Genomic DNA, 12,973 nt, shown 5'->3' with positions numbered 1-12,973 from the left:
CGACCGCCCGGCGGTCGGCTGGGGGGCGGCGGCGGGCGGTGAGCCCTGCCGAACCGCCGCAATCCTACCGACGTGGCGTCCCCGCATGTCACACCCGCACCCGGGACGGCGCCGCGTGCGGTCAGGCGGCGGCCCGGACGAGATCCACGAAGTAGCGGTGCAGCCGCAGGTCGCCGGTGAGTTCCGGGTGGAAGGAGGTGGCCAGCAGGTGGCCCTGCCGCACCGCGACGATCCGGCCGGCGGCCGGCCCGGACGTGACCCGGCCGAGCACCTCGACGGCCGCGCCGACCCGCTCGACCCAGGGGGCCCGGATGAAGACGGCGTGGAACGGCTCGCCCCCGACTCCGGTGATCTCGACCGGCGCCTCGAACGAGTCGACCTGCCGGCCGAACGCGTTGCGCCGGACGGTCATGTCGATGCCGGCGAAGCCGCGCTGGTCGGGGCGGCCGTCGAGCACCTCGCCGGCCAGCATGATCATGCCGGCGCAGGACCCGTAAACCGGCATGCCGCTGGCGATCCGCTTGTCGACCGGCTCGCGCATCTCGAAGATGTCGGCGAGCTTGCTCATGGTGGTCGACTCCCCGCCCGGGATCACCAGGCCGTCGACCGCGTCCAGCTCGGCCGGGCGGCGCACCGGACGGGCGTCCGCGCCGGCCCCGGCCAGGGCGGCGAGGTGCTCGCGCACGTCGCCCTGGAGGGCGAGCACACCGATGACGGGTGTGGTCACGTCACGTCCTCTCACGTCAGGAGGGGGCCCCTGCTCTACCTGAGGTGTTGACAAGGGCCCCTCCTTGCACGTCACCAGCCGCGCTCGGCCAGGCGGTGGGGCTGCGGGATCTCGTCGACGTTGATGCCGACCATCGCCTCGCCCAGGCCGCGGGAAACCTTGGCCAGCACGTCCGGGTCGTCGTGGAAGGTGGTGGCCTTCACGATCGCGGCGGCGCGCTGGGCCGGGTTGCCCGACTTGAAGATGCCCGAGCCGACGAAGACGCCCTCGGCGCCGAGCTGCATCATCATGGCCGCGTCGGCCGGGGTGGCGATGCCGCCCGCGGTGAACAGCACGACCGGCAGCTTGCCGGTCTCGGCGATCTCCTTGACCAGCTCGTACGGCGCCTGGAGCTCCTTGGCGGCCACGAACAGCTCGTCGGCCGGCAGCGTCTGGAGCCGGCGGATCTCCTTGCGGATCTTCCGCATGTGGGTGGTGGCGTTGGAGACGTCGCCGGTGCCGGCCTCGCCCTTCGAGCGGATCATGGCGGCGCCCTCGGTGATCCGGCGCAGCGCCTCGCCCAGGTTGGTCGCGCCGCAGACGAAGGGGACGGTGAACGCCCACTTGTCGATGTGGTTCTCGTAGTCGGCCGGGGTCAGCACCTCGGACTCGTCGACGTAGTCGACGCCGAGGGACTGGAGGACCTGCGCCTCGACGAAGTGGCCGATCCGGGCCTTGGCCATGACGGGGATCGACACGGCGTTGATGATGCCGTCGATCATGTCCGGGTCGCTCATCCGGGAGACGCCGCCCTGGGCGCGGATGTCGGCGGGCACCCGCTCGAGCGCCATGACGGCGACGGCGCCGGCGTCCTCGGCGATCTTGGCCTGCTCGGGGGTGACCACGTCCATGATCACGCCGCCCTTGAGCATCTCGGCCATCCCCCGCTTGACGCGGGCGGTGCCGACGACGGGGTTGGCGTTGGTGTTCGGGGAGGTGGATTCGGGCACGGGTCATCGCTCCTTGGACGAGCTTCGGGGGTGGCTGTGAGAAGGCTACGACGGGGTGAACGCCGGTCCGACAGCCAATCAGACCCCCGGTGGCCTGCTGTGTGGTCGGCGTCACCGGGGCTCCGGCCACCGCCCGCTCAGCCCGTGGTGACGTCCGCCTTCGGGGTGACCGTGGGGTCGTCGACGTCGAAGTAGCGGGGCCACTCCCGCCCGCGGCCCATCCGGAGCAGGCGTACCAGCGGGCGGCCACGGGCCGCCCGGGCGTCGCGGACCAGGTCGGTGTGGACCTGCCGGGCCAGGGCGAGCCGCCGGCTGGCCGCGATCACCGCCTCGCAGGCCGGGTCCGCCGGGTCCAGCACCACCGTGCGCAACTGCCGGGTGAGGTCGTTCTCCGCGGCCTCGCGCTCCTCGCCGACGGCGTCCAGGGCGATCCGGGCGGCCGAGTACAGCTCGACGCCGTAGCGCTGCTCGGCCAGCACCGCGGCGGCCGCCGCGCGGCGCAGCAGGTGCGCGTCGAGCGCCCGGGCGGCGGACTCCGCGCGGGCCTGCAGCCGCTCGACCCGGCCGGCGGTCCAGATCAGGTACGCCGACACCAGCCCGAGCACCAGTGTCGCGCCCACCACCCACCACATGCCCGGCATCGTAGTGCTGCTCCTCATCCCGCCCGGCCGGCGCGGGCACCGGTCGACGCGCTCGTCACAGCGGCCCCACCGGCCACCGGGTTCAGCCCAGCCCCGCCCATTCCTGGTCCATGACCCGGCCGTCGGTGGCCTCGATCGCCGCTGCGTATACCTCCAGAACACGCCGGGCAACCACGGGCCAGTCGAAATTCGCGACCACCTGGTCGCCGGCGGCGGTCAGCCCGGCCCGCTGCCCGGCGTCGTCGAGCAGTTCGGTGAGGGCGTCGCGCAGCGCCGCCGCTTCCCCGGTGGGGAAGAGCCGGCCGGCGCGCCCGCCGTCCAGCACCCGGCGGAACGCGTCCAGGTCGCTGGCCACCACGGTGGTGCCGGCGGCGAGGGCCTCGGTGAGGATCATCCCGAAGGACTCCCCACCGGTGTTCGGTGCGACGTAGAGGTGCAGGCTGCGCAGCATGCGAGGTTTGTCGGCCTCGGAGACCATGCCGAGGAAGGTCACCCGCTCCCGCAGCTCGGCGGGGAACTGCCCGTAGAGGTCCTCGGCGTCGCCCGGCCCCGCGACGAGCAGGCGCAGGCCCGGGCGGTGCGGCGCGAGCGCGACGAAGGCGTCCCGCAGGATCGGGAAGCCCTTGCGCGGCTCGGTGAACCGGCCCAGGAAGCCGAGCGTCCCGCCGGTGCCCGGCGCGCACTCCCCCGGCCAGCCGGGCAACGGCTCGACGCCGGCGAACTTCGCCACCGCCACCCCGTTGGGGATCTCCACGGCCCCGCCGTCCATGTGCTCCACCTGGACCTTGCGGGCCAGCGCGCTCACCGCGATCCGGGCGGTGAGCCGTTCCAGCAGGATCTGGAGCACCCCCTGCGCGGCGGAGAGCACCCGGGACCGGGTCATCGCGGTGTGGAAGGTGGCCACCACCGGGCCCCGCGCGCAGAGCACCGCGAGCATCGACAGGCTGGGGGTGAGCGGCTCGTGCACGTGCAGCACGTCGAAGTCGCCGCGGGTGATCCAGCGGCGCACCCGGGCCGTGGAGACGGGGCCGAAGGCGATCCGGGCCACCGACCCGTTGTACGGCAGCGGCACGGCCCGGCCGGCCGACACCACGTACGGCGGCAGCGCCGCGTCCTCGTCGGCCGGGGCCAGCACGCTCACCTCGTGGCCGAGCCCCAGCAACGCCTCGGCCAGGTCCATGACGTGGTTCTGCACCCCGCCGGGGACGTCGAAGGAGTACGGGCACACGATGCCGATCCGCATTGCGCCCCGCTCCCTCAGATCGTCCCGGTGGTGGCCGCCGGCTGCGACAGCGTGCCGTCGGTGCCCTGGTCCAGCCACATCCGCTGCAACATGTGCCAGTCTTCCGGATGCCGGGCGATGCCCGCCGCCAGACCGTCGGCAATCCGCTGGGTCACCGCCCGCACCCGGGCGTCCAGCGGGGCGCTGTCCTCCTCGGGCAGCTCCAGCGGGCCCTCGATGGCGGCGCGGGCGCCGTCCGGCTCGTACCACAGCGAGGCCACGTAGAGCGGCGCGCCGGTGCGCAGCGCCAGCAGGGCCGGGCCGGCCGGCATCCGGGTCCGGCCGCCGAAGAACTCCACCTCGACGCCCCGGGCGGAGAGGTCCCGGTCGGCGAGCAGCGGCACCACGGCACCCGCCCGCAGCCGGTCCACCAGCACGTCGAACGCCGGCCGGTCGCCCCCGGAGGTGGGCAGGATCTCCATGCCGAGGCCCTGCCGGAAGGCGAGGAAGCGCTTGTAGAGGCCCTCCTGCCTGAGCCGCTCGGCGACCGTGGTGATCGGCCAGCCGTTGGCCGCCACCCAGGCGCCCGCGGCGTCCCAGTTGCCGGCGTGCGGCAGCGCGACCACCGCGCCCCGGCCGGCCGCCACGTCGGCCGCGAGCTTCTCCTGGCCGTCGAGATGGAACCCGGCGAGGATGTCCCGCCGGCTCAGGCTCGGCAGGCGGAACGCCTCCAGCCAGTACCGGGCGTACGACCGCAGGCCGTCGCGGACCAGCCGGTCCAGCTCCGCCTCGGGCAGGTCGGGGCCGACCACCCGGCGCAGGTTGGCGCGCAGCCGCCGCGTACCCCTGCCGTTGCCGCGGTGCGCGCGGTCGGCGCCCGCCCGGAAGGCGGCGGCGACCACGGGCCGGGGCAGCGCGCGGACCAGCCGCCAGCCGGCGACGTAGCCCGCCTCGGTGAGGTTCACTCCCGGCCGACCAGCTGCGCCTGCCGGTACACGTGGGCCATCCGCTGCCCCACGGTGAAGATCGAGACGGCGGCGAGCAGCCAGAGCGCGATCTCCAGGGCCGGGTCGACGCCGAGACCGGTGAGCAGGCCGCCCACCCCGACGATCAGCAGCCGCTCGGTGCGCTCGGCGATGCCCACGTTGCAGGTCATCCCGAGCCCCTCGGCGCGGGCCTTGACGTAGGAGACCAGGCCGCCGGCGGCCAGGCAGAGCAGCGCGGCGGCCACCGCCGAGTGGTCGTGCTCCGTGGCCAGCCAGTAGGCGACCGCGCCGAACACCGCGCTGTCGGCGATGCGGTCCATGCTCGAGTCGAGGAAGGCCCCGAACCGGGTGGAGCCACCGCTCATCCGGGCCATCGTGCCGTCGAGCAGGTCGGTGAGCGCGAAGACCGTGACGATCAACGCGCCGGCGACCAGGTGACCGCGGGCGCCGAAGCCGAGCGCGCCGACGAGCACGCCGACGGTGCCGGTCACGGTGACCGCGTTGGGGGACACACCGGCGCGGAGCAGGCCGCGCGCGACCGGCTCCACGACGCGGGTCATGCCCGCGCGGGCCGTCACTTGGAAGATCTTCGCCATGGCGGTCCCACGATAACGGCCGGCAGCCGTCGGGGACACAGCCGGTCGTCCCGACCCGCCTGGCGCTCTTGTGTCGGCCCGGTTACGGGTGTGAGATCGAGCGTGGGAGGTGAGCCAGCTCACCGGATCACCCGTCCGCCTACCCGTCGTCCAGGAGATCACCGGAAGATATCGCCGCGGTGCCCGCCCGGGCCGCTTCCCCGTCGCGCGCGGCGGTCGCCACCACCACCGGTTGAGGGAGGTGCGCCGCGATGGCGCAAAGGAATGCCGCTTCGGCGAAGAACGAGAAGGGTGTCACCGGCGGCGCGCCGGTGGTGACCGAACCCGGCAGGGTTCGCAACGTGGTGCTCGTCGGGCACTCCGGAGCGGGCAAGACGACTCTGGTCGAGGCGCTGCTCGCGGCCAGCGGCACGATCGGCCGGGCCGGCAGCGTCACCGAGGGCACCACCGTCTGCGACCACGATCCCGCCGCCGTGCGCCAGCAGCGCTCGGTGAGCCTGGCCTGCGCCCCGCTGCTGCACCGCGACGTCAAGGTCAACCTCCTGGACACCCCCGGGTACGGCGACTTCGTCGGCGAGCTGCGCGCCGGGCTGCGGGCCGCCGACGCGGCGCTGTTCGTGGTCTCCGCCGTCGACGGCATGGACGCCGCCACCGCCGCCCTCTGGGAGGAGTGCGCCGCGGTGGACATGCCCCGCGCCGTCGCGGTCACCCGGCTGGACCACCCGCGCGCCGACTTCGACGAGTCGGTGGCCCTCTGCCAGCGGGTCTTCGGCGACAACGTGCTCCCCCTCTACCTGCCGATGCTGGGCGACGACGGCGAGTCGGTCGCCGGCCTCATGGGGCTCATCACGCGGCGCGTCTTCGACTACTCCCAGGGCCTGCCGGCGGCGGTGCGCGAGCCGGACCCGGAGCACCTGCCGGCCATCCTGGAGTCCCGCAACGAGCTGATCGAGGGGATCATCGCCGAGAGCGAGGACGAGACCCTCATGGACCGCTACCTCGGCGGCGAGGAGATCGACATCGAGGTGCTCATCACCGACCTGGAGACGGCGGTCGCCCGCGGCCACTTCTACCCGGTCGTGCCGGTGTGCGCGGAGACCGGCGTGGGGCTGGACGCGCTGCTGGACGGCCTGGTGGCGGCGTTCCCGTCGCCGCTGGAGCACGAGGTGCCCGCGGTCACCGGGGTGGACGGCTCGCCCCGGCCGCCGCTGGCCTGCGACCCCGACGGCCCGCTGGTCGCCGAGGTGGTCAAGACGACCGTGGACCGGCACGTCGGGCGGGTCTCCCTGGTCCGGGTCTTCTCCGGCACGCTCCGCCCCGACCAGGTGGTCCACGTGTCCGGGCACGGCATGGCCGAGCGCGGACACCCCGACCACGACGCCGACGAGCGGGTCGGCCACATCTACAGCCCGCTCGGCGCGACGCTGCGGGAGGTGCCCACGGCGGTGGCCGGTGACCTCTGCGCGATCACCAAGTCGGGCAGCGCGGAGACCGGCGACACCATCTCCGCCAAGGAGGAGCCGCTGCTCGTCGCCCCGTGGGAGATGCCGGAGCCGCTGCTGCCGGTGGCCATCGTGGCGAAGAGCCGGGCCGACGAGGACGCCCTGGCCCGCAACCTGGCCCGGCTCGTCGCCGGCGACCCGACCCTGCGGCTGGACCGCAACCCCGAGACCCACCAGCTGGTGCTCTGGTGCATGGGCGAGGCGCACGCCGACGTGGTGCTCGACCGCCTGCGCGCCGGCGGGGTGGAGCTGGAGACCGAGCCGGTCCGGGTGGCGCTGCGCGAGACGTTCACGGCCGCCGCCAAGGGGCACGGCCGGCACGTCAAGCAGTCCGGCGGCCACGGCCAGTACGCCGTCTGCGACATCGAGGTGACGCCGCTGCCCCGGGGCGGCGGCTTCGAGTTCGTGGACAAGGTGGTCGGCGGCGCCGTGCCCCACAACTACATCCCCTCGGTGGAGAAGGGCGTCCGGGCCCAGATGGAGCGCGGCCTGGTCGGCGGCTACCCGGTGGTGGACCTGCGGGTGAGCCTGTTCGACGGCAAGGCGCACAGCGTCGACTCCTCCGACGCGGCGTTCCAGACGGCGGGCGCGCTCGCCCTGCGCGACGCCGCCGAGAAGGGGCAGCCGACGCTGCTGGAGCCGGTCGACGAGATCACCGTCCGGGTGCCCGACTCGTCGGTGGGCGCCGTGATGGGCGACCTGTCCGGCCGGCGCGGCCGGGTGCTCGGCACCGAGCCGGACCCGGACGCCGAGGGCCGCACCCTGGTCCGCGCCGAGGTCCCCGCCACCGAACTGCTGCGCTACGCCGTCGAGCTGCGCTCGATGACCGCCGGCACGGGCACCTTCCGCCGCGAGTTCGCCCGCTACGAGCCGATGCCCGCCCACCTCGCCGAGCAGGTCCGCAAGGAGGCCGGCGGCCGGTCCTGACCGCGCCACCGTCCCGGACGGCGCAGGCCCCTCCCGGTGGGCGGCATCGGCCAGTGCGGGCGGTCGGCGTCGCGCAGGGCGGCCGCGCGCAGGGCCGCGAGCTGGCGCTCCACCTCGGCGAACTGGTCGGGGGCGAGCGGGCCGCGGTCCAGCGCGGCGGCGTTCTCCTCCACCTGGGCGACGGTGCGGGCGCCGGGGATCGGCACGGCCCGGTCGCTGCGCGCCCAGATCCAGCCGAGCGCGCCCTGGGCCAGGGTCCGGCCGTCGGCGGTCAGCGCGCCGCGGACGGCGGCCACCCGGCGCAGCCACTCCGGGGCGGGCCGGCCGCTGCGGAACCACTCCAGCCAGTTCGGCGCGGTGCCGCGCACGTCGTCGCGGGGCAGCGTGGACTCCGGGGTGTACTTGCCGGTGAGCAGCCCCATCCCGAGCGGCCCCCGGGCCAGGCTGGCCAGGTCGTGCTTCTCGCAGACGGCCAGCATGGCCGGGGCGTCCCGGAGCACCGACAGGCCGTGCTGCACGGCGGCGGCGCCCCGGGCGACCTGGGCGAAGGCGGCCGCCCGGTCGGCCCGGTCGGTGCTCCACCCGTACGCCCGGACCAGGCCGTCGGCGACCAGGGCGTCCAGGGTGCCGATCAGCGCCTCGAACCGGGGCACCGGGAGATCGGCGAGGTGCAACTGGTAGAGGTCGATCCGGTCGGTGTCCAGCCGGCGCAGCGAGTCGACGACCGCGCGCCGCAGGTACTCCGGTGTGGCGTCCTCACCGGTGGCCTGCCGGGTCCGCTCGTCGAAGGTGTAGCCCCACTTCGTGGCGATCACCGCCTCGTCGCGCCGGCCGGCGAGGGCCCGGCCGAGGATCCGCTCGCCGTGCCCGGCGCCGTACGTGTCGGCGGTGTCGAAGAGCGTCACCCCGAGGTCGAGGGCCCGGCGGACCGCACGGACCGACTCGGCGTCGTCCACGACCCCCCAGCCCAGCGGCCGGGCGCCCTCGGCCCACGGGCCGCCGATCGCCCAGCAGCCCATCCCGAGGGCGCTGACCGCGATGCCGCTGCGGCCCAACGGCCGCGTGCTGACTGCCATCGCCGCATCCTGCCACCTTCCCGGGACCCGTGGGCCGCTTCCGCACCCCGGGTGCCGGGCCGGCCGGCGCACGGTCAGTGGGCGCCGGTCGGCCGTGGACGCCGGTCGGCCGGGGGACGGTCAGCGGGCGTACGCGAGCAACACCGGGTCGGCTTGCCCCGCCCAGGCGCCGGTGAGCCGCGCCGGCGCCGGGGCGTCGCCCGGAGCCGGCCGGCGGACCAGGGCCAGCTCCGCCCCGCCGGCCCGGATCAGCGTCGGGTCGCCGTCGACCACCTCGTCGATCAGGTCGAAGGCCGACGGGCTGCCCGACCGGGTGCCGGCCAGCATCATGCTCGGCGCGCGCACCTCGCGCCGGCCGTCGACCTCGAAGTACTCCTCCGCCTGGCCGGCGTCGGCGAGGACGGCGGCAGCGAGGGCCGGCGGGTAGACCGGGTCGCCGCAGGCGTCGTACACCCAGCGCGGGCCGAGCGCGGAGTGGTCGGTGGTGCCGAGCAGCCACGGCTCGGCGCCGGCCAGCGGCGCGCCCCGGTAGGTCAGCGGCACCTGGAGGACCGGTCCGTCGCCGGCCCGCACCAGGATGGTCTCGATGCCGACCTCGCCGGCCGGGTCGTCGAACCGGTAGGCCGCCACGCGGGTGACCTCGGCGCCGGAGGTGCCGGCGAACCAGGGCCGGCCGGGCAGCCAGGCGGCGAGCAGGTCGAGTTTCGAGGGGCGCAGTTCCGCGCGGTGCAGCAGGGCCATGCCCAAGATCGTACTGTCGGGGTCGGGCCGGGGTCGCCCCCGGCCGTCAGGCCGGCCAGGCCTTGGCGAACAGGTCCCGGGTGTCGGCGAGCAGTTGCGGCAGCACCTTCGTCCGGCCGATCACCGGCATGAAGTTCGCGTCGCCGCCCCAGCGCGGCACCACGTGCTGGTGCAGGTGCGCGGCGATGCCCGCGCCGGCCACGCCGCCCTGGTTCATGCCCAGGTTGAACCCGTGCGCGTTGGAGACGTGCCGGACCACCCGCATGGCGTCCTTGGTGAACGCGGCCAGCTCGGCGGTCTCCGGCGCGTCCAGCTCGGTGTAGTCCGCCACGTGCCGGTAGGGGCACACCAGCAGGTGCCCCGGGTTGTAGGGGTAGAGGTTGAGCACCGCGAAGACGTGCTCACCCCGGGCCACCACCAGGCTCTCGTCCGGCGGCCGGCCCGGGGCGAGGCAGAACGGGCAGCCGGTCGGCTTCTCGTACCCGCCCTCGGGCCGGTCCTCGCCCGAGATGTAGGTCATCCGGTGCGGCGTCCAGAGCCGCTCCAGCCCGTCCGCCAGACCGCTGTCGCCGCCGCCGGCGCCGTCGAAGTGCCGTTCCGCCCCAGTCACACGCCGATCCTACGGTCACCGCGGCCGGTCCGGCCCGGCCGGCCGGGCCGCTCAGGTGTTGGGCGTGCCCTCCGCCGACGGGCCCGAGTTGGTCCGCGACTCGGCGACCTCCCGCACGTGGGCCACCGCCTCCTCGACCGGCACGCCGTTGCGCTGCGACCCGTCCCGGTAGCGGAAGGAGACCGTGCCGGCGGCCACGTCGTCGTCCCCGGCGATCACCATGAACGGGATCTTCTGCTGCTGGGCGTTGCGGATCTTCTTCTGCATCCGGTCGTCACCCGCGTCGACCTCGGCCCGGATGCCCTTGCGGCGCAGCGTGGTGACGAAGTCCTGGAGGTAGTCGGTGTGGTCCTCGCGGATCGGGATGCCGACCACCTGCACCGGCGCCAGCCAGGCCGGGAACGCGCCCGCGTAGTGCTCGGTGAGCACGCCGATGAACCGCTCGATCGACCCGAACTTGGCGCAGTGGATCATCACGGGCTGCTGCCGCGTGCCGTCGGCCGCCTGGTACTCCAGCCCGAAGCCCTTCGGCTGGTTGAAGTCGTACTGGATGGTCGACAGCTGCCAGGTGCGGCCGATGGCGTCCTTGGCCTGCACCGAGATCTTCGGGCCGTAGAAGGCCGCGCCGCCCGGATCCGGCACCAGGTCCAGCCCGGTCTCCCGGGCGCACTGCTCCAGCACCGCGGTGGCCGTCGCCCAGTCCTCGTCGGACCCGACGAACTTGTCGAGCCGGGCCTCGTCGCGGGTGGACAGCTCCAGGTAGAAGTCGTCGATGCCGAAGTCCTTGAGCAGGCTCAGCACGAAGTTGAGCAGGTGCTTGATCTCGGCCGGCGCCTGCTCGCGGGTGCAGTAGGAGTGCGAGTCGTCCTGGGTCAGGCCGCGCACCCGGGTCAGCCCGTGGACCACGCCCGACTTCTCGTAGCGGTAGACCGACCCGAACTCGAACAGCCGCATCGGCAGCTCACGGTAGGACCGCCCGCGCGACCGGTAGATCAGGTTGTGCATCGGGCAGTTCATCGCCTTGAGGTAGTAGTCCGCGCCCTCGAGCTCCATGGGCGGGTACATGCCGTCGGCGTAGTACGGCAGATGGCCCGAGGTGTGGAACAGGCCCTCCTTCGAGATGTGCGGGGTCCCGACGTACTGGAAGCCCTCCTCGATGTGGCGGGTGCGGACGTAGTCCTCCATCACCCGCTTGAGCACGCCGCCCTTCGGGTGGAAGACCGCCAGGCCGGAGCCGATCTCGTCGGGGAAGCTGAACAGGTCCAGGTCCGCGCCGAGCTTGCGGTGGTCGCGCCGGGCGGCCTCCTCCAGCAACCGCAGGTACGCCTTCAGCTCGTCCCGGGTCGGCCACGCGGTGCCGTAGACCCGCTGGAGCTGCGGGTTCTTCTCGGAGCCCCGCCAGTAGGCGGCGGCCGAGCGCATCAGCTTGAACGCGCCGATCAGCCGGGTGTTCGGCAGGTGCGGGCCGCGGCACAGGTCCGACCAGCAGACCTTGTCCTCGTTCGCGGCGAGGTTGTCGTAGATGGTCAGCTCGCCGCCGCCCACCTCCATCACCTCGGAGGAGTCCAGCCCCTCACCCTTGACCTCGATCAGCTCCATCTTGAACGGCTCGGCGGCCAGCTCGCCGCGCGCCTCGTCGAGGCTGCTGAAGCGGCGCCGGCGGAACCGCTGGCCGGACTTGACGATCTCCTGCATCCGCTTCTCGAGCTTCGCCAGGTCGTCCGGCTGGAACGGCTTGGCCACCTGGAAGTCGTAGTAGAAGCCGTTCTCGATCGGCGGGCCGATGCCGAGCTTGGCCTCGGGGAACACGTCCTGCACGGCCTGGGCCAGCACGTGCGCGGTGGAGTGGCGCAGCACGTTCAGCCCGTCCGGGCTGTCGAGGGCGACCGGCTCGACGGCGGTCTCCTCGGCCGGCTTCCAGTCGAGGTCGCGCAGCACGCCCTGCGGGTCGCGGACCACCACGATCGCCTTCGGGCCGCTCGTCGGCAGCCCGGCCGCGGCCACCGCGTCGGCCGCCGTCGTCCCGGCGGCGACGACGACGGGGTCGGCCACGACGGGGGTACGGGGTGCGGACACGGTGACTCCTGTCGTCGAACGGGTTCGAATGTGCCGGGTACCGGCTCCTGCGATGCTATCGGTCGCCCGGACCCGCGCCGTCGGCGACGCCGCGCTCCCCGGACCGATCAGTTCCGTCCCGCGTTGAACCTTTCGGCCTTCCCGCCCGAACTACCGGGTGAGGCCGGAGCCGGTTGCCGGCCGTGTCGACACGGATGGGGACGACCATGACGATGACCCGTCGGGGCCGGTGGTGGGCGACGGCGATGCTGGCCGCCACGGTCGGCGGCGCGCTGGGCTGGCCCGGCGCCGCGAGCGCCGCCGAGGTGACCCTCACGACCTCACCGGCCCAGGTGCACCAGGGCGACGCCATCGAACTGGCCGTGGTGCTGCCCGAGGAGCGGGCCGGCAGCCGTACCAGCCGGATCGAGCTGCGGATGCCCGCGGACGCCCCGATCGGCGAGGTCTACCCGCTCTCCGTGCCCGACTGGGCGCCCACCATCACCACCCGCACCCTGGACCAGCCGGTGGCGGGCATCCACGCCTCCGAGCTGAACCAGGTGACCGACGCCGTGACCTGGATCCGCATGCCGGGCACGACGAAGCCGGCCCGGCTCTCGCTCGGCATGGGCCCCATGCCGGCCACCGACAAGCTGACCTTCACGGTGATCCAGACCTACGCCGACGGCACCGTGGTCCGCTGGGCCGACCCGCCCGGCGGCGCGCACCCCGCCCCGACGGTCACCCTGCTGCCCCCGCCGGCGGGCGCCGCCGTGCACGCCGGTCACGGCGAGCCGGTCGCCGAGGCGCCGGTCGAGGCGGCCGCCCCGGCACGGGTCGAGGACGACGGACCGAGCGCCGACCTGCTGCTGGGCGGCGGGCTGCTCGCCGGGCTGGCCGG

The 12,973-nt window shown here is 74.3% G+C and carries 12 protein-coding genes; 2 read left to right on the top strand and 10 right to left on the bottom strand.

Features of this window, described 5'->3' with window-relative positions:
* Window positions 1–121 precede the first annotated feature (121 nt).
* The 6 genes from pdxT to pgsA all read right to left on the bottom strand — a co-directional run bounded on the left by pdxT (window position 122) and on the right by pgsA (window position 5,161).
* Complete coding sequence (gene pdxT, locus F8274_RS25735; protein WP_151464946.1) at window positions 122–727, bottom strand: pyridoxal 5'-phosphate synthase glutaminase subunit PdxT; 606 nt, start codon at window positions 725–727, stop codon at window positions 122–124.
* A gap of 71 nt (window positions 728–798) precedes the next feature.
* The gene (pdxS, locus tag F8274_RS25730) at window positions 799–1,716 is read right to left on the bottom strand and encodes a pyridoxal 5'-phosphate synthase lyase subunit PdxS (RefSeq protein WP_151464945.1); all 918 of its coding nucleotides are present in this window, start codon (window positions 1,714–1,716) and stop codon (window positions 799–801) included.
* 137 nt (window positions 1,717–1,853) lie between these two features.
* Window positions 1,854–2,357, bottom strand: coding sequence for a hypothetical protein (locus F8274_RS25725; protein WP_151464944.1), 504 nt, complete (start codon window positions 2,355–2,357; stop codon window positions 1,854–1,856).
* Between the two features lie 82 nt (window positions 2,358–2,439).
* Entirely contained in the window at window positions 2,440–3,600 is a 1,161-nt protein-coding gene (locus F8274_RS25720) for a glycosyltransferase family 4 protein (RefSeq protein WP_151464943.1), read from the bottom strand.
* 14 nt (window positions 3,601–3,614) lie between these two features.
* Window positions 3,615–4,544, bottom strand: coding sequence for a phosphatidylinositol mannoside acyltransferase (locus F8274_RS25715; protein ID WP_151464942.1), 930 nt, complete (start codon window positions 4,542–4,544; stop codon window positions 3,615–3,617).
* Window positions 4,541–5,161, bottom strand: coding sequence for a phosphatidylinositol phosphate synthase (gene pgsA / locus F8274_RS25710; protein ID WP_151464941.1), 621 nt, complete (start codon window positions 5,159–5,161; stop codon window positions 4,541–4,543). The genes F8274_RS25715 and pgsA overlap by 4 nt, the downstream gene beginning before the upstream one ends.
* Before the next feature lie 251 nt (window positions 5,162–5,412).
* Between pgsA and F8274_RS25705 the strand changes: the two genes are divergently transcribed.
* Window positions 5,413–7,590, top strand: a complete 2,178-nt coding sequence (locus F8274_RS25705) for an elongation factor G-like protein EF-G2 (protein ID WP_151464940.1) — start codon at window positions 5,413–5,415, stop codon at window positions 7,588–7,590.
* Here the strand turns inward: F8274_RS25705 and F8274_RS25700 are convergent.
* The 4 genes from F8274_RS25700 to thrS form a co-directional block, all read right to left on the bottom strand.
* The gene (locus F8274_RS25700; protein ID WP_225853977.1) at window positions 7,527–8,666 is read right to left on the bottom strand and encodes an aldo/keto reductase; all 1,140 of its coding nucleotides are present in this window, start codon (window positions 8,664–8,666) and stop codon (window positions 7,527–7,529) included. The genes F8274_RS25705 and F8274_RS25700 overlap by 64 nt on opposite strands.
* A gap of 120 nt (window positions 8,667–8,786) precedes the next feature.
* On the bottom strand, window positions 8,787–9,407 hold the full coding sequence (locus tag F8274_RS25695; RefSeq protein ID WP_151464939.1) for a hypothetical protein: 621 nt from the start codon (window positions 9,405–9,407) through the stop codon (window positions 8,787–8,789).
* Between the two features lie 46 nt (window positions 9,408–9,453).
* Window positions 9,454–10,017: an HIT domain-containing protein gene (locus F8274_RS25690; RefSeq protein ID WP_151464938.1), complete on the bottom strand. Its 564-nt coding sequence runs from the start codon at window positions 10,015–10,017 to the stop codon at window positions 9,454–9,456.
* A 51-nt stretch (window positions 10,018–10,068) separates the two neighbouring features.
* Complete coding sequence (thrS, locus tag F8274_RS25685) at window positions 10,069–12,093, bottom strand: threonine--tRNA ligase (protein WP_151464937.1); 2,025 nt, start codon at window positions 12,091–12,093, stop codon at window positions 10,069–10,071.
* Between the two features lie 206 nt (window positions 12,094–12,299).
* Here thrS and F8274_RS25680 point away from each other — a divergent pair.
* Window positions 12,300–12,973, top strand: a 674-nt coding sequence (locus F8274_RS25680; protein WP_151464936.1) for a DUF1775 domain-containing protein, incomplete at its 3' end; no start/stop codon positions are given.

It is taken from the genome of Micromonospora sp. AMSO31t (assembly GCF_008868175.1).
Classification (GTDB): Bacteria; Actinomycetota; Actinomycetes; order Mycobacteriales; family Micromonosporaceae; genus Micromonospora.
The sequence above is the reverse complement of the archived record's forward strand: the minus strand, read 5'-3'. Positions and strand labels throughout refer to the sequence as shown.

What these genes read in the sequence shown, in the direction of transcription:
- F8274_RS25725 (WP_151464944.1), bottom strand. Translation starts at nt 2,357, where the DNA reads ATGCCGGGCATGTGGTGGGTGGTGGGCGCGACACTGGTGCTCGGGCTG.
- F8274_RS25720 (WP_151464943.1), bottom strand. Translation starts at nt 3,600, where the DNA reads ATGCGGATCGGCATCGTGTGCCCGTACTCCTTCGACGTCCCCGGCGGG.
- pgsA (WP_151464941.1), bottom strand. Translation starts at nt 5,161, where the DNA reads ATGGCGAAGATCTTCCAAGTGACGGCCCGCGCGGGCATGACCCGCGTC.
- F8274_RS25705 (WP_151464940.1), top strand. Translation starts at nt 5,413, where the DNA reads ATGGCGCAAAGGAATGCCGCTTCGGCGAAGAACGAGAAGGGTGTCACC.
- F8274_RS25700 (WP_225853977.1), bottom strand. Translation starts at nt 8,666, where the DNA reads ATGGCAGTCAGCACGCGGCCGTTGGGCCGCAGCGGCATCGCGGTCAGC.
- F8274_RS25695 (WP_151464939.1), bottom strand. Translation starts at nt 9,407, where the DNA reads ATGGCCCTGCTGCACCGCGCGGAACTGCGCCCCTCGAAACTCGACCTG.